Source organism: Streptomyces sp. NPDC000983 (genome assembly GCF_040299205.1).
In the GTDB taxonomy this organism is placed as follows: Bacteria; Actinomycetota; Actinomycetes; order Streptomycetales; family Streptomycetaceae; genus Streptomyces.
This window is the reverse complement of sequence record NZ_JBEPBM010000036.1, coordinates 57,149-77,483: the sequence shown is the minus strand read 5'-3', so window position 1 is coordinate 77,483 and position 20,335 is coordinate 57,149. Positions and strand designations below refer to the sequence as shown.

Below are 20,335 nucleotides of genomic sequence, written 5' to 3'. Positions count from 1 at the left end.
CCTCCTGCGCCGACGGCGACAGATGCCGGGCGTCCCCCACCAGATCGTTCACACCCCTCCAACGACCCAGAACCCGAACCGTTTCTGATCAATAATCTGGCGCCTACGCAGGTGACGCCGATTACGGCGTGATGAGTACGCTTTGTCTCCCCCGACATGGTCGGGGCGTGCGCGGTCGTCCACCCGCCTGCCGGGGCACACGGATCTCCTCCAGAACGGGAAGCATCTGCGGTGCGTCCCCCCACTGGCCGGGCGTAATGACAAACCCGAGCGGGCGACACCCACCTTCCCCAGCAAGGTGGATCTTGCTCGTGAGCCCGCCTCGTGAGCGTCCCAGGCCCTCATCGGGACGGTGACGAGCCGGACTCCTGCGCCGACCCGGGATCTTCGGGGTGCGAGTGGAGGCGCCAACCGCGTGCTGATGAGCGCGGCAGGTCGTGGAATCGACGCTGACCATACTCCAGTCGATCCGACCCTCGGCATCGACGTCGGCCTGGACGGCCCGCAGAATCCTCTCCCACGTGCCGTCCGCCGACCACCTGCGATGGCAATCGTGAACCGTCTTCCAGCTCCCGAAGCAGGGAGGAAGGTCCCGCCAGGGGAGGCCGGTCCGCTGCCGGAACAGAATCCCGTTGATCACACGGCGGTGGGATTGCCAGCGTCCACCCCGTCCGTGATTCGTTGGCAAGTGCGGCTCCAGTCGAGCCCACTCTTCATCCGAAAGATCTCCCCGCCCCATGTCCCACGGAACGAGTGCCCAGCGGGAGCGTCACGCGACCCATCGGACACGGCCTAGCCGACGGGGCGGTCTGCGGTGCCGGCCGGTCCCGGGGGCTGCTGAGCGTGGAGAGGGGCGTGGCGCCAGGAAGACGGGCCGAGCAGGGTGACGGAGGCGGCCGTGGAGGCGCCCCTGATGTCGCCGGTCGGGGTGCGTGACTGCGCGGCGCGGGCGTGCCGGCAGGCGGCGCATCCGAAGGCGGCCGAGAGAATCAGGCAGGCTCCGGCGTCGACGTCAGCTTGATCTTTAACATCCGACGTCGAACGGCGCGTCGAACTTGATCACCTGGTCCGGTAAGTGCCGTACGCGGAAGCGGCCTTCGGCTGCGGCAAGGTACGCCTTCTGATCCGTAGCTCTAGCCAGTTCGGTCTACGACGGTCATTCCGGTCGCTCCGGAGACTCTGAGGGACACCGATGGGCGAGGACAATCGCTGGGGTCGCGGTACCGGCAGCTGTACGGCTTGCTTCGCAGCCAGATTCCGGGCGTGCGCTTCACGTCGTAGCCGGCGTTCATCGTCGGCGATCTGACGGGCGAAGGGGACACTGGCGGCAGTTCGAATCAAGCCCCCGGTTTCACGAAGCACCAGGAAGGGGCCGTTGCCCCCAACCGAGGGCGCGATCCGCTCTGCCCATCCCAGACTCCCCCAGGAGAAGATCCACCAGTACGGCAGGCCCACCACACGCAGGATCCGAAGGTCGTACTCGACGCAGCCCCCGTGCGCCGTGAACCTCGGCAAGCACCCGTCCGCGCGCGTCCTCCTCGGCCAGCGTCGCCCGATGATGACGTGGCGTCGTCAGACGCCGGGACGCTTTACGCTCGGCGTACACCCGCTATAGGGCAAGGATGGGTGGTCGCGTGCCTGACCTGCGGCTTCCCTGCCTGGGTACAGTCCGGTAGAAAATCACGCCTACGGACCCCAGTTCCCCGTGAGTCCCCGTCTGTTCCGGCACGGGAGTGGCACAGCTGGTAGACCCGCACCCAACCCCCAGATGAGAACTACGGGCACCACGGCCGCTGAGGTCTTCTCGGCCCGTCAGTCGGCCGCTGGGAGCCGCTGACGGTCGGCAGCGGTCCTGCTCGCTGCTGTACTCCGCCGCCGTAGGGTCGGCTCATCACCACAGCCGCGTTCCGGTGGGCCCTCATGGAACGGCCAGGGCGTGACCTCCGAGTACCACGGCGACGATCAGGCAGGCGACGGTGACGCCCGCGGCCGTGCACCGCCCCGGAAGAAACCGGCGCGGCAAGAAGAGAACCAGCACCGCACCGACCCACGCGACGGACACCGGCCGGGGGAGCCATGCCTTGGCCCGGTCGTTGACCAGGTAACAGTGCTCAGCCCGCGGTCCTTCAACGCCCAAGTAGAAGAGACAGTCGTGCCCAAAGTTCTCGGACAGCAACGCAGTGAGCCCCCACCACACGGTGGTGAGGACGGCCGCGGCCACCGCGACAGCGAGGAACGAGCAGCTGACCAGGGCTACGCGGCGGAACTGTATTCATACCCTGTTTCTCCAGCGAGGCACTGTTCCGCCAAGGGAATCCAGCAGGGTTGGGAACATACAGCACCCACTGACCGGCGCAGATCGCGGAAAAGTCGTTACTGTGCCCGCTGTCCCGGGGACCGCCGTTCCACATGACGCCCCCGCTCGATCGGGCAGGGCTTCCAACCGCCCCTGACTCAGCAACCGGTCACCTGATCTTCACTCCGCCCAAGAACGACAAGTTGCGGGACGTGCCTTCCCCCGATTCCGTAGCGGCCGTGCTCGCAATGCACATGACTTTCTCGCCGCCTACGCCGGCCTCGCCCCCGGCGACCCGGAGCCTGGGCTCATCGATCCGCGGCGAACAGCCATCCAGGAGAGGGAACAAGAGCTCAAACGGCGCTTCCTCCTTTCCGCGTTCGCCGCTCCGGGCGACCCAGCTTCCCGGGCCTATCATGACAAGAAGACCGCCCAGGAAAGAGCACCACACCCAGGTCCTGCTCTGCCTTGCCCGACGCCGGGCCGACGTCCTGTTCGCGATGCTCCGTGACGGGACCTTCTACAACCCGCAGCCGCCTGCCTCAGTCACCTGACCTACGGGTCTGCGAGGAGAACGACCCGATCGGCCTCGACGTCGAAGCCGAGCACCGGATGACCATAGTCGCCCTCCGGGTCCATCAGGACCGGCTTACCCAGCCGCCGCCCGATCTCCCGTAGGAAGCCGCAGAACACATCAAGTCGATCCTGGCCCTGCAACTCCCGCAGGTCGACGTCGAAGTCGACCTCATCGGCGGCATGGAGACGGAAGATCGCCAACACATCGGCAGTCGGCCAGACCCGCAGGTCCGGGCACTCAGTATCCGCCGGACGGGACAGCACGGCCTCCGCCCGGGGCACCGTCTCTCCTTCGGAGTACTGGAACTTCCAGCCCCTCTCGACGACAAGATCAAGGACCGCCTGCCAGTCTTCCACCGAGGCATCCGGGACACGCACGTCCGGCAACGACCCCATCAGGTCCGGGTCGAAGAAGGCACTCACGTCACCCCACAGCACATCAGCCACCCCGCCATGCTGCCCGGCTCACCGACCCAACGCACCCCCGTTTCCCATGGCCAAAGAGATAGCGTCCCCTGCTACGAGCAGTTGCGGAATCGGGTTCGGCCACAGTCCGTTCGTCGTGCGCGACTTGAGCCGTCACTGTTCCCAACACGTCCCGCGCAGGATGACAGACTGTCCGGATGATCGATGATCTTCCCGCCGGTCTCCGGGCCCGGCGCCTTGCGGACGAGGACCATGTCCCCGTGCTCGCCGTGCTGGACACGTGGTGGGGCGGCCTCAAAGGAAAGTCGGGGTCGACAGAGCGCGCCCTGCTGCTGCCCCGGCTCTACTTCCAGCACTTCACCACCACCAGTTACGTGATCGAAAGCGGCGATGGCGAGCTTGCCGCGTTCCTGATCGGCTTTCTGTCACAGACAGAACCCGCCACCGCCTACGTGCACTTCGTCGGCGTCGACCCGGCACTGCACGGGCAGGGTGTCGGCCGGGCCCTTTACCAGGCCTTCTTCGCGCTGGCACGGTCGTACGGCCGCCGCTACGTGCACTGCATCACCAGCCCCGAGAACAGTTCGTCGCGGGCATTTCACACCCGGCTCGGCTTCACAGCCTCAGCCGTGCAGCCGGACTATGACGGCCCCGGCCTCGACCGGGTGACGTTCAGCATCGACCTGTCCGCAGATTCGGCGGCCCTTGCCCCAGCGGATCGATCGCCCGATTCATAGCCAGCAAGGCTCAACGATTCGGACGCAGCGGAGCGCTCGCCACCCCTTCTTCCCGGCCGCTCAGCTCGCAATCCAGCGTCTCCTGGGCTACACGCATCGCCTCGGCGTACTTCGGCTCAAACATGCGCTCCCATGCCTGGTCCGGAGCGACATCCTCGACCCGGCTCACCACCCACCAGATGTTGCCGAACGGATCCCGCACCCGGCCACCGCGATCCCCCCACGCACTGTCAGCAACCTCGGTGACCACCTGCGCCCCGTGCGCCACCGCGGCAGCCACGGCGGCGTCCGCGTCCGGGACGTAGATCCGCAGGAGCGAGGGCATCACCGGCCAGTCCGACCGCCGGTCGAAGGCCAGCACCACCGTGTCGCCGACACGGATCTCGCCATGGCCGATGGTGCCGTCCTCCACCGGCACCCGCGCGAGTTCCTCGCCCTCGAACGCGGCGGTGATGAAGTCGAGCAGCGCACCGGTGTCGTCCGTGACCACCCACGGTGCAACGCTGGTGTAACCCTCGGGTGCAGTGTGCTTCATCGGCTTCGTCCCCTCATCGGATCCCGTAGTGCGACGACTCTAGGATTCAAGTAGGACGGTTAATGACCTAGATCGACCTGCGGCCGAAACAGGTCGAAGGCAGACCACAGGTACCGGACCGCGAGGCCCTGTGCGGGATCCTGTTCCTGCTGCATACCGGCATCCAGTGGGAGTACCTGCCCCAGGAGCTGGGCTTCGGCTCGGGCATGACCTGCTGGCGGCGTCTGGCCGCCTGGAACGAGGCCGGCGTGTGGGACGAACTCCACCTGGTGCTGCTGACGAAGCTCCGCGCGGCGAAGAAGCCGGACTGGTCGCGGGCGCTGATCGACTCCTCCCACCTCCGAGCCGCCCGAAGAGGCCCAAAAACGGACCCAGCCCGGTCGACCCAGCACGGCCGGGCAGCAGGCACCACGTCGTCACCGACGCCCAGAGCATCCCGCTCGCGGTGTCGCCGACCGCCGACAACCGCAGGCGAAGTCACCCAACTAATCCCGCTGCTGGACAAGATCCCCGCCGAAGCGGGCACCGTCTACGGGTCCCGGCGCAGACCCGACGCCCTGCTCGCGGACCGCGGCTACGACCACGACAAGTACCGGCGCCTGCTCAGACAGCGCGACAAGACCGCCCAAGCCGAACGCCACACGATCACCTGCTTCTGCCAGGAGTACAACGTCCGCCCACGAGCTGGGCGTTCGCGCGGCGGCCTCCGCCAAGCCCACACGGCCGTACCTTGATCACCACTCGCCGCCGCGACACAATCCTCCAAACCGCACACGCCGGCCGGTGCCGGCCAGGAATCGGATGCCCCTCCCCCCAAAGGATCCAGCAGGCCGGCGACCAATAACCCACCCACCACCACGACCACTTCGAAGGAGACACCCCGTGTGGGACACGCTCATAGCCGTGATCGGCACCCTCGCCGGCGTGGCCCTGGCCAGCTCCACCCAGTTCCTGACCGACCGTCGCAACCGCGCCGAACTGCAGCACCAACGTGTCGTCGACACCGCCGACCAGCTGCTCGGCGCCGTCCTGCACTACCGCGAGCTGTACTGGCTGCTGATCGCCGACCTGCGCGAGGGCCAGGCAGAAACCAGGGAGGACCGTGCCGCCCGCTTCCGGGCCCGCTCCGAGATCACCCGGGCCCGCGACCGGCTCGCCATCCTCACCGCCGACCCCGACCTGCACGCCGCCGCCAAAGCCGCCGCATGGTCCGCGATCGAACTCAGCGAAATCATCCCCGGCCCCGTCGACGACCACGGCCGCTTCCACGCCGACATCGAAGCGGCCTTGAGCGCCGGGCGCACACACAGCCAGGACACCCACACCGCCCTGCGCCGCGCCGTCACCACGCACATCCACGGCATCGAAGCCTCTGCCGCCGTACAAGGAGGAGAACCCCACTGACCGACTGACGCAGTGGGCCCATTGCAGGTGGTGCCGAGTTTCAGCTGCCCGGGTGAGATTGTCCAAGCCGTCGGGGTGGATGAGGTGAGTGTGGGCGGCGTTCCAGAAGAAGGCGGGTCGACCCAGGTGACCGCGGATGGTGCGGCCGTGCTCCGCGAGGTAGTCGGCGAGCTGCAACTTTGGCGTCACCGATCACAGGGATGTAGCGGCGCAGGCGGTGGGGCGAGTGGGCATTGCGGGGGTGTACGAGGGCCTGGTCCTGGTCACGCAGCGCCGGGTCTGCGGGACAGCTCGAGCCCGGCACAGCAACCGGAGGGCGCCTGCTCTGCGGGCATGATCCGCCACAGGCTCTCCCCCGGCCGGTCACCGACACCTGCCTCTACGTCAAGGCGACCACGCAGGCATGGGACCGGCTGCACCCAGACTTACCCGGCGGGCGGCCTGGATCAAGCACGACGCACCGCTGCACCTCATCGAGGGCACCGTCATCCGCCTCTCCGTGGAGAAACTGCTGTCCGGCGGGGAGAACAAGCCGCTCTGGCTGTGGTGTCGGGCACCGGAGCCAGCACGTCGGGCGTCGACCGCTGCTGGCAGTCCTTCCTCCGGCGTTTCGACCTTGAGCACATGTGCCGCTTGCTCAAGCAGAGACTCGGCTGGACCAAGCCACGGCTTCGCAACTCGGAGGCGGCCGGTTGAACCGCCCCGGGTTCCATAGAGATCTCCGGGCTGTTCCGAGTTGAGTGGAGTCGAGTCGCTTGGCTTCAGCCAACTCGGAACAGTCCGGCGTCTCCACCTGACCCGGGGCGGTTCAGGTGCCACAACACCTCGGCGGGCTCTCGTTGACCAGACTCACTCCGGATCGCTGGAGATGATCAAAAGGGCCGGCGCCCGGACCCTCACGCGGCCGCGGTCCTGCCGGCCTTGCGGGGTGTGGGTAGTGCAGCGAGGCGGTCCGCCGGGGGGCGGCGGGGTTGTTGTGCTGCTGATCTGATCGTGGCGGCCGGGTCATGACACGTACCGCCGCCTCGTCCGGGACCTCGGTGTGAAGCCGCTGATCGCCCGCCGGGGCACCGAGCACTGCTCCGGTCTGGGCACCCAACGCTGGGTCGTGGAGGGCGCATTCGCCCACCTGCATTGGCTCCACAACCTGCGGATCCGCTGGGAGATCCGGGAACGACATCCAAGAAGCCGTCCTCACCCTGGGATGTGCGCCTATCTGCTGGCGACGTCTGCGCTCACGCTGTTGACCCGTCCGGCAAGTGGGACGAGGGGACCGGGTCAGAAGTGCATGCTGCTTCCTGGGCGGCCATCACCTCATCGCCGTATTCGAAAGCCCAGGCGCCGACGGCGTCGATGGGCGCCAGCAAAGTCCGGCCCAGAGCGGTGAGCCGGTACTCAACCCGTGATGGTGCGTCGGGGTCTGCCAGTCGGTCGACCAGTCCGTTGAACTGCAGCCGGCGCAGAGTCTCGGTGAGGACCTTGGAGCTGATGCCCCCGATCCGCTCCCGTAGTTCGACCGGGCGCCTGGGGCCTTCGCGCAGCGCCCAGAGCACCACGGCGTTCCAGGTGTTGGAGAGCAGGTCGAAGGCGAGGCGGGCGCGGCAGTCGGCGAGGAAGGCGTCGGTCGTCACGTACCAAATGGTGCCCGAACCGCCCTCTAGCGTCGGTGTGAACGGCGAAGCAGGCACGGAGAGGGAACGTGTGATGAGAATCGGCGTACTGGGAACGGGCAACATGGCCGACGCGCTCGCCACCCACTGGGTGCGGGCCGGGCACCAGGTGACCATCGGGGGACGGAACGCACACAAGGCGGAGCGGCTCGCGACGCGTGTCGGAGGCGGCGCGAAGGCTGCCGGTCTGCGCGCGGCGGCCGAGACCGGTCAGGAGGTGGTGTTGGCTGCGCTGCCCTTCGGTGCGGGAGCAGAGGTGGCACGAGAACTGCACGCGGCCCTGGAGGGCAAAGTGCTGCTCGACTGCTCCAACCCCGTCGGCCCGGGCTTCCGGCTGCTGACGGAAGGAGGCCCTTCAGCCGCGCAGCAACTGGCTGCGGCGGCGCCAGGAGCCCACGTGGTCAAGGCTTTCAACCTCTGCCACGAGGACGTGTGGCGCATGCGGCCGCCCGTCTTCGATGGGCGACCACTGGCCGTGCCGATCTGCGGGGACGACGAGACGGCCCTCGCTCGTGTACGCGAGTTGGTGCAGGACCTGGGCTGCGAACCCGTGGCCGGCGGCGGTCTCGAACGTGCGGGACTCCTGGAAGCGACCGCCGCGTTGTTCATCGCCCTGTGGGTCGGCGAGGGAGCGGATGCGCAGTCAATCGCGCCTCCGCTGGCCTATGCGGCCGGACCGAGCCACCAGTAAACGGAACGCGGCACGAGGGCTTTCCGTTACCGGTAGTTCGTTAAATTCGGCGGTGGGGTGGGTTGACGGCAGTTCGGCTCGGTCGTAAGCCGGTGGGAGGAGTCAACTGCTGTGCTGGGGGCTGAAGATGACTGCTCGCCGTCCGTGTCCGCCTGCGCCGGGTCCGTTGGAGGAGTACGCGGCCCGGTTCGACGACATCTTCTTCAGCCTGGCTCAGCGGCGGGGTTTCCGCGAGTACCTGACCGGGTTGCTGGCGCCACGGGAGCGGAACAAGACGATCACCTGCCTGGCAGGAGCGGAGCCGGTGGCGGGTGCGGGAATGCCGGGGGTGCAGCGGCTGCAGTTCTTCCTGTCCGAGTCGCCCTGGGAGGCCGAGCTGGTCAACGACCGGCGCCTCGAGCTGCTGTGTGAGGAGCCGGCGACGGCTCCGCACGACGGCGGAGTCATCGTGATTGACGACTCCGGGGACCGCAAGGACGGCACGGCGACCGCACATGTGGGCCGGCAGTGGCTGGGTCGGCTGGGCAAAACGGACAACGGCATCGTCACGGTGACCACGGTGTGGACCGACGGCCTCGTCTACTACCCGCTGCACGCGACGCCCTACACCCCTGCCCACCACTTCGCCCGCGGCCGGTCCGATCCGGCGTTCCGTACGAAACCGCAGCTGGCCGCCGCCCTCGCGGCCCAGGGCAAGGAGGCGGGCTTCGGCTGCCGGGCGGTGGTCGCCGACTGCGCCTACTCCGTCAGTGACACCTGGTATATCGCACTGCGCGAGGCCGGCCTGGCCTACGTGGTCGCGCTCAAGCCGCACCGCGGCACCTGGGCCCGGGCCGACCAGCCGCACACCCCCATCGAAGCCGCCCAGGCCCTGACCTGGCGCGATGCCAAGCGACCCGGCGACTGGACGCCCGTGGAGCGTCACTTCCGCGACGGGCACACCGAGACCTGGTGGGCCGCCGATGCCCGCCTGGGCGGCTACGGTCCCCACTCACCCTGCCGGCTGGTCGTGGTCACCACCGATCCAGCCAGGCTGCCGGAGAAGGCCACCTGGTACCTGGCCACCAACCTTCCCCACCCCGGCGCACCCCACGCCGACACCGGCCCGCACCCGCCGGCCGATCTCACCGAGATCGTCCGCCTCTACGGCCTGCGGCCATGGATCGAGCAGAGCTACAAACAGATCAAGGACGAACTCGGCTGGGCGGACTTCCAGGTCCGCTCCGCCCGCGCCATCCGCCGCCACCAGACCCTGGTCAACTGCGCTTTCTCCTTCTGCTGGGACCAGTGGTTCGCTCCACCTGGACCGCTGGACGCCACAGCACCGGACCCCTGCCCCGACAAGGGGCCAGAGTAGGGGGCCCAGCCCAACCCCACCGGCCCCAACAGCCCTGCTGGCCCAGGGCCTTACGAGCCATCCGTTCCTGGCTCACCCCCGCCATCGCCCTCAGCCGATGGTGGCAGGCCTGGACGGACACAGACCCACCCTCCGAACTCCAGGCCCTGATCGACGCCGTCACCACCGGGCACGGCATTGACCTCTACCGCCGGATTTAACGAACTACCGGTAACGGCCGCCACTGACAACACTGCTCCACCCGGCGGACGCAACAGCCCTCCCTCCCTGCTCCGCAGGAGCTTCGCTTCCTCCCCGGCCCGAAGGCCGGGGTATCCACGAAGGAATCTCCGATGATGTCGGTTCATCCGCCTGGCAGTTGGGAGTCGGAGTCGGTAGTTCTGGATGGGTGGAATACGCGCAGGGCGGTGGGCTGTCCAACGCCGGGAGGGCCGCTCAGAAGCTTGTTCGGCTGAGAGCCGTGGAACGCTTCAGGCGTGGGGAGAAGAGCAAGGACATTGCCGCCACACTGCGGGTGTCAAAGCGGCCGGTGGAGCGCGGGCGGGAGCGGGGCGAGGCGGAGGCGGCCTGTGATGACAACACCGTCGGTCATCTCCCTTCCGTCTGTGGGGCCGTGGCACTGCCGCTGCGGAACCTGTCGGTGGAAGAACGGGCACGCGCCTCGATCCCGTGGCGGCCGCGGAGCCGGCGGCGAGGCGCGTGCCCGGCCGGGAAAGGAGCGTCAGCCGGGGGGTGCGGGGAGGGCGGCGGTGACGTCGACCTCGACGAGGTAGTCGGGGGCGAAGAGGGCCGGGACGGGGACGAGGGTGCTGGCGGGTGCGGTGCCGGATCCCTCGCGCAGGGCGGCCAGGACCGGCTGGAGGACGTCGGGGGTGTAGTCGGCGATGTAGATCACCTCCTTGACGATGTCGTCGCGGGTGGCGCCGGCGGCGGCGAGCGCGGTGGTGATGTTGCGGGCGATGACGGCTGCCTGGGCGGCGTGGTCACCGCCGGTGGGGTTGCCGTGGCTGTCCCAGGCGACCTGGCCGGAGAGGTGGACGAGCCGGCGGCTGGTGCTGACCACGAGTTGGCTGATGAGGCCGGGTGCGGCGTGCAGGCCGGGCGGGTCGATGCGCTGGACGGTCACTGGCGGCTCACTTCCGGTGCGTGGCGGCGAGGACCGTGGCGAGGTCGTCGGTGAGGGCGGTGTCGTCGCGCTCGACGCTTGCCCAGGCGATGTGGCCGTCGGGGCGCACCAGGACCGCGCGGACGTCGGTGAACTGGGCCGGGGGCTGGTACGGGGTGGCGGTGTGGACGTGCAGTGCGGGACGTGCGTGCCCGGCGAGGCGGCCGCTGCCGGTGAGGTCCAGCAGCAGATACCTGTCGGCGCGCAGCAGCGCGAACAGCCCGGTGCCTCCGAGGGTGAGGTCGGGGGTGCGGGTGCCGGTCAGCGGGTGGGCGTCGGGGGTGGTGGGCGGGTAGGTGACGGCGAGGGAGCTGACCTGGGCGGCCAGGCGGTCGTTGAGGTCGGGCAGGGTGGTGATCAGTCGGGCGAGCAGGGCGCGCAGGTCCAGTCCCTCGGGGGTGAAGGCGGTCATCAGGGCGACCTGGGCGCGGCTGGTGGCGGTGAGGTCGGCGCCGACGGGGTGGCGTTCGGCGTGGTAGGTGTCCAGCAGGCCGTCGGGGGCCCAGCCGTTGAGGGTGGCGGCGAGCTTCCAGGCGAGGTTGGCGGCGTCCTGGATGCCGACGTTCATGCCGACGCCGCCGGCGGGGAAGTGCTGGTGGGCGGCGTCGCCGGCGAGGAAGACGCGGCCGCGCCGGTACTGGTCGGCCAGGCGGGTGGCGTTGCCGTAGCGGGAGAGCCAGACCGGGTCGCGCATGGCGAAGTCGGTGCCCGTCATGGCGATGACGTTCTCGCGCAGTTCTTCCAGAGTGAGGTCGCCGGGCCAGGTGGTGGTCAGGTCGCGGGGGGTGACGCCGACCAGGCGGTGGATGCCGCCGGGCATGGGGACGGCCATGAGGGTGCCGGCGGGGCCGAAGTAGCTGTAGCCGGGGGCGGGCGGGTTGTCCAGGACGACGTCGCCGAGCCAGCCCAGCACGGTGGACGGGGTGCCGGGGTAGTCGATGCCGGCGGCGGTGCGCACGGTGCTGCGGGCTCCGTCGCAGCCGACCAGGTAGGCCGCTTGGAGGGTGGATGGCCCGTGCGGTCCGGTGACGTCGACGGCGATGTGGTCGGGGTGCTCGGTGAAGCCGGTGACCTCGTGCCCGCGCCGGATGTCTGCCCCCAGAGCGGCGGCCTGGTCTTCCAGCAGTGCCTCGGTGCGCTCCTGGGGCAGGGCGAGGGTGTAGGGGAAGGGGCTGGGCAGGCGGCGGAAGTCGAGCCGGGCGTCGAGGACGCCGAAGTGTCCGCCGGGCAGCGGTATGCCCTCGCTGACGAAGGGCTGGTGCACCCCGCGGGAGGCGAAGGTCTCGATGGTGCGCGGGTGCACGGTCAGGGCGCGGGAGCGGGGGTCGCGCTCGGCGCGCGACTCGATGACGGCGACGGTGACACCCGCCCGGCGCAGTTCACCGGCGAGCCACAGGCCGACGGGTCCGGCACCTGCGACGACAACCTGGTAGTTCATGATCATTCTTTCTCTCAACACAACCCTTGGTCAGTGACCAACTATCTGCGGCGCAGTAAACTAGGTCAGTGACCAAGAAGCAAATGGTGGAAGAACCCGCGAGCCACCTCACCCGCACCGCCGTGATCGCCGCCGCCCTGCTCGTCCTGGACGAGCGCGGCCTCGACGGCCTGTCCACACGGGCGGTCGCCGACCGCCTCGGCGTACGCATGAACACCGTGCTGTGGCACGTCAAGACCAAGGCCCGGATGCTGGAACTGATGGCCGACGCCGTCCTCGCCGGCATCCACTACGACGACCTGCCCGACACCGCCCTGGACCGCGCCCGCGAACTCGCCGCCCGCTACCGCAGCACACTGCTCGCCCACCGCGACGGCGCCGCCCTGGTCACCGGCACCTACCCGGCCGAACCACACACCCTGCGCTTCGCCGACCACCTCATCGACGCACTCCTGCACTCAGGCGCCGACGAACAGCAGGCAGCCTGGACGGCCTGGACGATCACCTACTTCACCCTCGGCCTGACCCAGGAGGAACAGGCCGCCCCCCAGGAGAGCGACGAAAGACTCGCCCGGGCCGTCGACCCCCGAACACACCCGGCGCTGCATCGGGTCCTGCCCCACCTGCGGCAGAACTTCGGGGAGCGCTTCACCTTCGGCCTGGACGCGATCCTCTCCCGCATGGCCACATAACCGCCCGCCCGCCCAAGCTGCCCGACACAGGCCACCTCCACGGAAGCGGCCGGCATGGCGTTCGCGGTGCTGCACCTCGGCGGCGGGGCATCCCGCCTCGGCCTGGTCCTCGCGGCCCACATGGCGCCGCAGGTCCATCTCCTGGTGGCCGACCGGTGGTCGCGCGCCACCGTGATGGTGTGGACGAACATCCTCAGCGCCGGGACACAGGGCGTCGCAGCAGTCCTGCTGTGGTCCGGTACAGCCCAGGTGCGGCACCTGGTGGCGGTGTCCGCGCTGTGCGGCGCGGCGAGCAGCTTCTTCACCCCGGCGGCCGGCAGCGTGGTGGAGGTGGTGCCGGCTGAGCTGCGGTACGCGACGAACGCACCGCTCAGGATCGGCCAGAACACCGTCAAGATCACGCATCTCTGCGGCGGGCGGCGTGCCGGCCGCCGCCGGATCGAACCGGGAGACCGGCCGGGACGCACTCACCCTCCTCACCCGCCCCGATCAACCAAGCCACCACATCACAAAGTTGGACGGCGAAGCGGGCGCGTAGGGCGGCGTGCAGACAGTTGTCGGCGGGGTTGTCAGCCCCGTCGTCGGCGGGGTTGTCAGCCCCGTCGTCGGCGGGATGGTTGTCAAGTCGTGACCGTGGTCGGGGCCCGGTGGTGGATGATCTGGACAGCGCTGCCTGGCGGATCACCCTGCCGAAGGTCGGCCGGAGGCCGATCTGGTTCCCCACCGCCTTCGGGATACAGGTCGCATCAAGGTGGCCGGAGCTGTGCGGCCGGCGAGGTCCCACCCCCTCAAAGACGGGACACCAGACCCGAAGGACCAAGCCCTGTGAAGATCAATGCTCCGTCGCACCGGTGTCCCGTTCGGCCCCTGCGGCGTGCACACCCGCGGGCGTGCACGCCGCACGGCTCACCGCCGGGCCGCGCGGCGGCGTACGGCCAGGACCGCGCCCGCGCCGGCGGCCACGGCCGCGGCCGCGGCGCCCGCGATGGACAGCGCCGGACCGGAACCGGTGGAGGCGAGGCCACCGCCCGTGGTCGAGGCACCGCCCGAGGAACCGGTACCTGCTCCGCCGCCGGTGGTGCCCGCTCCACCGCCGCTGGTCCCGGAGCCTGCCGTCGTCCCGCTGCCGCCGGTGGTGCCCGACCCGCCGGTCGAGCCGCTGCCGCCGGTGGTGCCCGACCCGCCCGTCGAGCCGCTTCCACCGGTCGAACCGCCGCCCGCGACATCGAGAAGGATGCCGGCCTTGTCGTTCGCCTTGTTCACGTCGTACGGGCGGGCCTCGGAACTGAGGGCCACCGATCCCCTGGCTCCCGCCACCGCCTTGTCGATCCTCAGCTTGAAGGCGTAGGTGCGCACCGTGCCCTCCTCCAGCCGGCCCTGAGCGACGAAGCAGTCGTAGACCCCGGCCGCTGTCGGCTTCTCGCAGTTACTCGGCGGCTTGAGCACGGTCGTACCCGCGGGCAGCTTGATCAGGACCCGGGGCATCACCGAACGACCCGCCCGCTCCAACAGCCAACCGGGGCCGGCGTTGGTGAACGTCATCTTCGTGTCGATCGTGTCCCCGACCCGGCCCTTCAGCTCGGCGCCCGACACCTGCAAGTCGGCCGTGTTCGCCGCGTTCACCTGCACCCGGGCCTTTGCATAGCCCTCCGAGCCGCCGCCGGGCAGAACCGCGCCGGGCCGCTCCACCAGCGTCGACGCGGGAGCGGTCCCGCGCACGGGCCCGTGGGCGTATTCGTTGCCGCCGGGGTGCTCGTAGTCCCAGACCTCGACGTCGAGTTCGTCATACAGCGCGCTGTCATGGACCCTGACGGGCAGCCTGTCGGGGGCGTAGACGACACCCGGCTCGACGCTCTGTTCGAACTCACAGGTCAGCAGGGTTCTGGGCGGCAACTCGTCGTACTCGCCGATGTCCCACCGAATGCAGTTCGAAGGCACATCGACGAAGTCCAGCCCCTGGGTCACGTAGTACCACAGGTAGACCTTCTCCAGCGCCCTGCTGCCCGTGATACCGACAGTGACCGGCGCATCGAACGTACTCCCCGGCTCCACTCCGCCGATCGGCGCGGTGCCCCCCAGCACCAGCTTGGGCCTGGCATCGTCGGCCATGGCGCCGGGGGCCGCGCCCCATGCGATCAGCACGCCCGCGCCGATGACGCCGACGGCGCTGCGAAGTGTGCGGAGGCTGTGCCGGGAGCGGAGCATACGGATACCTCTGGATGAAGTAGGGGAAACGGACAGTCAATTGCGGGGGAACAACGCGTTCCGAACGTCAGACACACGCCGACGTCCAACAGTTGCGCCAGCAGCCGCAAAAGCCGGCCGAGAGCCAAGTGGGCCTTCCTACTTCTCCGCGGCCGCTGCCCTGGCGGTCAAGCCCTTCCCCGAGGGGTTCGTGAGGGTCAGGATCCCGTCTTTCACCAGGTAGGACACCTTGCCGGAGAGATTGTCGGTCAGCGGCTGCAGGTACTTCATCGCGTCGCACAGCCTGCGGGTGGTGGACAGACGTCCGAAGTCGATGACGCCGTCCTCCACGGTGGCCTCGCCGCGGAACGTGTTGCACCCGATGCTGCCGCTCACCGTGCCGTCCTCGGCCAGGGTGAAGTGGGCCTCGACGCCCTTGGGAAGGGACTCGGCGCTCTCGCCCCGGGTGAGGGTGTCGACGGTCCACTCGGTGCCCGTCAGCGCGGGCTCGGGTTCGTTCTCCACGGGTCCCTCCTTCAGGGTGATCGCATCACCGCCGCCCCTGGTCAGGGTGAGAGTCCTGGCGCCGTCGCGCCCCTGGACGCCTGCCTCGAGAGTGCCGGTGAACACGCTCAGGAACCGCTCCTCGAACTCCTGGACCGGCCCGGGGCAGCCCATCTCGGTGGCAGCGAGGTCGGCGATCCGTACGGTGTCACCCTCGACGGTGACGTCGGCACCGAAGCCGTTGCAACCCACCGTCCCGCCCGACCGGCCGCCGCCCACGCCGGGCTCGGCGGTACCCGGCTTGAACACGATGTGCGCCTCGTCGACGCGGAACTCCTTCACATCCGTCGGCAGCGCGTACTTCTCGCCGTCCACGGTGACCCGCTGCGGCACCCAACGGGTGTCCGCGATAGCGATGTCCTTCTTCGTCTTCTCCCCGTCGCCGACCGCGGCGCTGCCGCTGCCGGACTCCGTGCCGCAGGCGGCCAGCAGGGCCACACCGGTCACAGCCGCGGCGGTGTACCTGGCAAATGTCATCCGCTTCATATCCCTCCGACGCACAAGACACGCGCGACGTTCGGTACCGCTGCGAGCCCGTTGTGCCGTCCCAGCCGACCAGCCCAGGTCTGACCGTCAACACACCCGGCTGGACCGCTGGCGGCAGGGCGGAGTCTTCGACCAGCTCCACCGGCTGCTGCTCGCGAAGCTGAACGCGACCGACGAACTCGACTGGACTCGCGCGTGCGTGGACGGCTCCCACGTCCGCGCGACGGAGAGGGGGGCGCCGCGACCGGTTACCGGTGAACTCCCGCAAGGGCGCCTCGAGCATCAAGGGCCTGGGCAAGCTCCGCTACGTCGTCGAGCAGACCTTCGCCCTGCTCCACCAGTTCAAACGCCTCGCCGTGCGCTGGGAAAGACGCCTCGAACTCCACAACGCCTTCATCGCGTTGGCATGCAGCCTCATCTGCTGGCGCCGGCTAAAGAAGTCCCAACCGTGATCGTGTTTCAGGCTCACACGACGCAGTTCGGAGCTTGAAGCAGCCTTGCAGATTCATCAACGCATTGGTCGCCACCCGGATCGGCCGCCGCCGGGTGTGGTGCCACCACACGCCGGACTGGGCACACTGATCTACTGGGCGGACACCTTGGTGAGCACCAGGGACCACGACCCATCCGGACGACTGAACTCCACTTTCCCTCCGCCGCGCGCGTAGAGCTGGACACCGAAGACCTCACCAATGCCACGCTCATCGATGTCCAGGTAGACGAAGTCGCTGCCGCTGCTGTCGACGAACTCCCAGTGGCCGTGCAAATCTTCGGGGTCGGTGTGCGCGTCTGTCGACAGATCAGTGGCGGTGAATGTGCCGTCGGAATCGAGCGTGATCTCGCCGCCGGTCTTGCCGTTGCGGTACACGCCGGGAAGCTCGTCGGGGTCGACCGAGTACGCACACCCTGAGATGAGTACCGAAGCAGCAACCAGTACAGCTGCGAATCACCGTCCGACTATCCCCCTGCTCATCCCGTCCCCCTGATCATCACGGCCGCAGCGTAACGAACTGCCGAATCGTCACACTGGTCACCCCGACCAGGAAGCCTCAACGAGATCGTGTGACGAGCTCGCAGCACCGTCCAGGCCTGCACCACCTGACCTCTCGCTGCGCTCCGCGAGCCGCACACCAAGCTCCACCGTCTTCTCGTCAATGCCGAGTTCTGCGCGCAGGCCGGGGGCTCAGCACTCTCTGACAAGGGGCGAGGGGTCCTGGCCGACATTGACGTTGCCACCCCAGAGCCACGAGCTGATGTACCTCGTGCCGGTGGCCGAGTCGGTGACGACGCCGTAGTACCAGACATCGGTGGTGTATCCGCCGGCCGTGATGCGCTGGCCGTGCCACCAGCAGTCGACGTCCATGTAAAACCGCCCCTCGGTAGGACCGGTGTTGACCTTGATTTTGCCTACGGCGTGCTCCACCTCGCGCACATTGCTGTGCGGTTGGAGCGTGGCACGAGTCGTCAACTCGCGGGCGTGCGCGGTGCCGACGGAGCCGAACAGGGTCGCCGTGACTGCCCCGAGGGCGAGAACGGTGGCAGTGAGCCGGGTCGAGTACTTGGTCATTTTGTTGATCCTCCGGTAGCGAAGTGAGGCCTGCGCACCGGGGACCGGTCTCGGGGCAGCTTTGTATGACAGCGCGGGAAGTGCGAGAGGTGATGTTGCCGTCCCACCGGACCACTCCCCGCACTCCTCGGCCACGCCCACATCGGCGTCACCGCCGGCGTCTACGTCCACGTCCGACTCCGTCGCGGATGGTGACGGTCGCGGGTCCCGTGAGCGTGTCGACCCTGGCGGTGCTCGGCTCGGTCCAGGTGGACGGGGGAACACAGCATGAGCAGCGCTCCTGGCCGAGCCTGGGCAGCGAAGGTGGCGTAGACCCGTCCGATGCCGTTGTTGTCGTGCACGTAGGCAGGGCTGTTGCCCATCCAGGTCACGACATCCAGCGGCTGCCGAGCCGTACGGTGCGCATGTCGCCGATGCGATCGCCAGTCCGGGACGGGCTTGGTGGGCGCAGTCGACCACGCCGGGCTCCACGGACAACAGCCGCCAGGCCAAAGGGCCTTCGGGCTTCGACAAGACAGCCTTCACCATCGACTGGGTCAACGAGCAGGCCGTCTGCCCGCGCGGCGCGACGAGTGCGTCCTGGGCCAAGCTGAACATCTCCGGCCACACCTACCTTCAGGCCCGCTTCGCCGAGAGGGACTGCCGGCCGTGCCCAGACCGTGCTCGGTGCACTTCCTCGGCCGCTGGCTCCCGCTCACTCGCGGTCCTGCCGCGGGAACTGCACGAGATCCAGATGCGCAATCGGCTGGACCAGCAGACCGAGCGGTGGCAGCGCCGGTACGCGATACGCGCCAACGTCGAGGCCACCCTCTCGTAAGACGTCCGCGCTCACGGACTGCGCAGAAGCCGGACGGCCGCCCGGCGCCAAGAACAAACACCGGGCGCGCCGGTACGACGTCGGCAAGTCCGTCCGACACCCCGAGATCCTCAAGGCGATCGGCCGACCTGGCAGATCCTTGTAGATGAAGAGCACGCCCAGACCCCGAGCGATGCCGCCTCCACCCTCACTGTCAGAGCCGGGGATTAGCATCCGCTCGTGAACCCCGAAGCCCACCTGCCTCATGGCACGGACCTGCCTCCTGGACGCATGATCACCAGCGATGGGGGCCACGGCGCGCTTCAGCCACTCTGGCTGAGCGACAGCCCGGCCTCCGCCGACATGTGGTCGCAACTGCGCGCCGAACACGCCACCTGCGGACTCTGGCCACTCCTTCTCGTCCCCCTGGACTCGCACGACAGCGACTTCCGCCCGTGGGGCTGTGGCGAGCTGTCGCCCGAGCGTATGTCCTCTCCCGGTGACCACACCCCGGAAGAACTCCTCGCCCGCTGGTGGCACGACTACACCGCCACCGACGAGGACGACGACATACTCTCCGCCGAAGAACGCCTGGCTGTCACCGCTCCGTTCGGCCAGACCTGGCCAGGAACAGCACCCCACCGCGCCTTTTCTGCCGACCCCGATGCCATGGCCGAGCAGTACGCGCGGGTCTTCCTGGAGCAGAATCCGCACGCGCGCCTCGGCCTCGCTGCAGCGCCTGGCGGAGCCGACGCTCTGACAGCCGTCGGATGGGATGGACCGGCCAACTACGACAACGACACAGCCACTTTCTCGGCTGTCCTGCGCAGTTGGGAGGACCGTTTCGGTGTACGTGTCGTCGGCGTCGGTTTCAGCACCCTCCACCTCAGCGTCGCCGCACCTCCGAGCACCCTCGAGGACGCCCTGGCCATGGCCGCCGAGCACTTCGCCTTCTGCCCCGACAACATCTGGCAAGGCGCTCATCGCGACCTTGCCGCCTATGCCGAGCACCTCCTCGATGTGAACTGCTGGGAGTTCTGGTGGGACTGACCATGGACAACGACCACTTCTGGGATCTCATCGAACAAGCCCGCCGCCAAGCCACCAACCCGGCAGATCCCGATGACGTCGCCGCCCGCGCCATCAGCCTCCTCGCCAGCCTGGAACCGGCGCAGATCCTCCAGGCAGAGCAGATCCTGTGGGACTTGATGGCCGCGTCCTACTTGGCCCCGCTGTGGGCTGTCGCCTACCAGATCAACGGCGGCTGCTCCGACGACGGTTTCGACTACTTCCGGGGTTGGCTCATCGCCCAGGGCCGCACCACCTTCGAGCGGGCCATCCACGACCCGGACAGCCTGGCCTATCACTCCTCAGTGCAACAAGCCGCGGCCAAGGGCTGGGACCTCGAAGGAGAAGCCGTGCTCGGTATCGCCTGGGAAGCCCACCAGGCTGTCACTGGCAGTGCGCCACCCGCGAGCAGCTTCACGATTCGCTACCCCGACCTCGACGCCGCCTGGGATTTCGACTTCGACGATCACAAACGCATCGCCGCCAGGCTGCCCCGCATCGCTGCCCTGTACCCCGCCTGATCCACCCGGCGAGTAGGCGCCGCTGGCGCCCGTTACGGAGACCCGAGCATCCACACGCCGTGATTCGTGTCGTTCACCTTCATGCCGATCACGGTCTCGGGTGCCGCGTCACAGTCGGCTGGGAAGGAAGGGGATGCAAGCTCGCCGACGCTGAAAAAGGAG

General features: G+C 68.7%; 17 protein-coding genes and 5 pseudogenes. 12 read left to right on the top strand and 10 right to left on the bottom strand.

Features of this window, described 5'->3' with window-relative positions:
- Positions 1-93: 93 nt before the first annotated feature.
- Positions 94-739, bottom strand: a pseudogene (locus ABT296_RS30840) (IS5 family transposase); the annotation flags it as partial.
- 1,756 nt (positions 740-2,495) lie between these two features.
- Here ABT296_RS30840 and ABT296_RS30835 point away from each other — a divergent pair.
- Positions 2,496-2,850: pseudogene (locus tag ABT296_RS30835) on the top strand (transposase); the annotation flags it as partial.
- A gap of 1 nt (position 2,851) precedes the next feature.
- Here the strand turns inward: ABT296_RS30835 and ABT296_RS30830 are convergent.
- Positions 2,852-3,319 carry a hypothetical protein gene (locus tag ABT296_RS30830; protein WP_351932015.1) on the bottom strand — a complete coding sequence of 156 codons (468 nt, stop codon included), beginning with the start codon at positions 3,317-3,319 and terminating at the stop codon, positions 2,852-2,854.
- A gap of 176 nt (positions 3,320-3,495) precedes the next feature.
- Here ABT296_RS30830 and ABT296_RS30825 point away from each other — a divergent pair, with 176 nt between their 5' ends.
- A complete protein-coding gene (locus ABT296_RS30825; protein WP_351932013.1) occupies positions 3,496-4,035 on the top strand; it encodes a GNAT family N-acetyltransferase in 540 nt (179 codons plus the stop codon).
- Between the two features lie 10 nt (positions 4,036-4,045).
- On the opposite strand, the gene ABT296_RS30820 is transcribed toward ABT296_RS30825, so the two are convergent.
- Positions 4,046-4,570: a VOC family protein gene (locus ABT296_RS30820; RefSeq protein WP_351932011.1), complete on the bottom strand. Its 525-nt coding sequence runs from the start codon at positions 4,568-4,570 to the stop codon at positions 4,046-4,048.
- A 71-nt stretch (positions 4,571-4,641) separates the two neighbouring features.
- On the opposite strand from ABT296_RS30820, the gene ABT296_RS30815 reads away from it, so the two are divergent.
- Complete coding sequence (locus tag ABT296_RS30815) at positions 4,642-5,304, top strand: IS5 family transposase (protein ID WP_351932026.1); 663 nt, start codon at positions 4,642-4,644, stop codon at positions 5,302-5,304.
- A 148-nt stretch (positions 5,305-5,452) separates the two neighbouring features.
- Positions 5,453-5,974: a plasmid transfer protein KilB gene (gene kilB / locus ABT296_RS30810; RefSeq protein ID WP_351932009.1), complete on the top strand. Its 522-nt coding sequence runs from the start codon at positions 5,453-5,455 to the stop codon at positions 5,972-5,974.
- 1,235 nt (positions 5,975-7,209) lie between these two features.
- Here the strand turns inward: kilB and ABT296_RS30800 are convergent.
- Entirely contained in the window at positions 7,210-7,605 is a 396-nt protein-coding gene (locus ABT296_RS30800; protein WP_351932007.1) for a winged helix-turn-helix transcriptional regulator, read from the bottom strand.
- A 73-nt stretch (positions 7,606-7,678) separates the two neighbouring features.
- Here ABT296_RS30800 and ABT296_RS30795 point away from each other — a divergent pair, with 73 nt between their 5' ends.
- The 3 genes and pseudogenes from ABT296_RS30795 to ABT296_RS38770 form a co-directional block, all read left to right on the top strand.
- On the top strand, positions 7,679-8,335 hold the full coding sequence (locus ABT296_RS30795; protein WP_351932005.1) for an NADPH-dependent F420 reductase: 657 nt from the start codon (positions 7,679-7,681) through the stop codon (positions 8,333-8,335).
- A gap of 127 nt (positions 8,336-8,462) precedes the next feature.
- A pseudogene (locus ABT296_RS30790) lies at positions 8,463-9,873 on the top strand (IS701 family transposase).
- Between the two features lie 207 nt (positions 9,874-10,080).
- A pseudogene (locus ABT296_RS38770) lies at positions 10,081-10,251 on the top strand (IS630 family transposase); the annotation flags it as partial.
- Positions 10,252-10,413: 162 nt separating this feature from the next.
- On the opposite strand, the gene ABT296_RS30785 reads toward ABT296_RS38770, so the two are convergent.
- On the bottom strand, positions 10,414-10,818 hold the full coding sequence (locus ABT296_RS30785; protein WP_351932001.1) for a RidA family protein: 405 nt from the start codon (positions 10,816-10,818) through the stop codon (positions 10,414-10,416).
- Between the two features lie 7 nt (positions 10,819-10,825).
- Positions 10,826-12,295: an FAD-dependent monooxygenase gene (locus tag ABT296_RS30780; RefSeq protein WP_502977368.1), complete on the bottom strand. Its 1,470-nt coding sequence runs from the start codon at positions 12,293-12,295 to the stop codon at positions 10,826-10,828.
- 68 nt (positions 12,296-12,363) lie between these two features.
- Here ABT296_RS30780 and ABT296_RS30775 point away from each other — a divergent pair, with 68 nt between their 5' ends.
- Positions 12,364-12,987 (top strand): TetR/AcrR family transcriptional regulator C-terminal domain-containing protein, encoded by a 624-nt coding sequence (locus tag ABT296_RS30775; protein WP_351931998.1) that lies wholly within the window; start codon positions 12,364-12,366, stop codon positions 12,985-12,987.
- Between the two features lie 906 nt (positions 12,988-13,893).
- Here the strand turns inward: ABT296_RS30775 and ABT296_RS30770 are convergent.
- Together ABT296_RS30770 and ABT296_RS30765 are read right to left on the bottom strand one after the other, a co-directional pair.
- Complete coding sequence (locus tag ABT296_RS30770; protein WP_351931996.1) at positions 13,894-15,192, bottom strand: hypothetical protein; 1,299 nt, start codon at positions 15,190-15,192, stop codon at positions 13,894-13,896.
- Positions 15,193-15,330: 138 nt separating this feature from the next.
- Positions 15,331-16,212: an META domain-containing protein gene (locus tag ABT296_RS30765; protein WP_351931994.1), complete on the bottom strand. Its 882-nt coding sequence runs from the start codon at positions 16,210-16,212 to the stop codon at positions 15,331-15,333.
- Positions 16,213-16,451: 239 nt separating this feature from the next.
- Here ABT296_RS30765 and ABT296_RS30760 point away from each other — a divergent pair.
- Positions 16,452-16,673: pseudogene (locus tag ABT296_RS30760) on the top strand (transposase); the annotation flags it as partial.
- Positions 16,674-16,804: 131 nt separating this feature from the next.
- On the opposite strand, the gene ABT296_RS30755 reads toward ABT296_RS30760, so the two are convergent.
- Both ABT296_RS30755 and ABT296_RS30750 read right to left on the bottom strand, forming a co-directional pair.
- The gene (locus ABT296_RS30755) at positions 16,805-17,089 is read right to left on the bottom strand and encodes a hypothetical protein (RefSeq protein WP_351931992.1); all 285 of its coding nucleotides are present in this window, start codon (positions 17,087-17,089) and stop codon (positions 16,805-16,807) included.
- Positions 17,090-17,404: 315 nt separating this feature from the next.
- Positions 17,405-17,788 carry a hypothetical protein gene (locus ABT296_RS30750; RefSeq protein WP_351931990.1) on the bottom strand — a complete coding sequence of 128 codons (384 nt, stop codon included), beginning with the start codon at positions 17,786-17,788 and terminating at the stop codon, positions 17,405-17,407.
- A 280-nt stretch (positions 17,789-18,068) separates the two neighbouring features.
- On the opposite strand from ABT296_RS30750, the gene ABT296_RS30745 reads away from it, so the two are divergent.
- The 3 genes from ABT296_RS30745 to ABT296_RS30735 all read left to right on the top strand — a co-directional run bounded on the left by ABT296_RS30745 (position 18,069) and on the right by ABT296_RS30735 (position 20,173).
- Positions 18,069-18,605, top strand: coding sequence for a transposase (locus tag ABT296_RS30745; protein WP_351932024.1), 537 nt, complete (start codon positions 18,069-18,071; stop codon positions 18,603-18,605).
- Positions 18,606-18,824: 219 nt separating this feature from the next.
- Positions 18,825-19,634: a DUF4253 domain-containing protein gene (locus ABT296_RS30740; protein ID WP_351931988.1), complete on the top strand. Its 810-nt coding sequence runs from the start codon at positions 18,825-18,827 to the stop codon at positions 19,632-19,634.
- A complete protein-coding gene (locus tag ABT296_RS30735) occupies positions 19,625-20,173 on the top strand; it encodes a DUF4240 domain-containing protein (RefSeq protein WP_502977367.1) in 549 nt (182 codons plus the stop codon). Before ABT296_RS30740 ends, ABT296_RS30735 begins: the two co-directional genes overlap by 10 nt.
- The last annotated feature ends 162 nt before the right edge of the window (positions 20,174-20,335 follow it).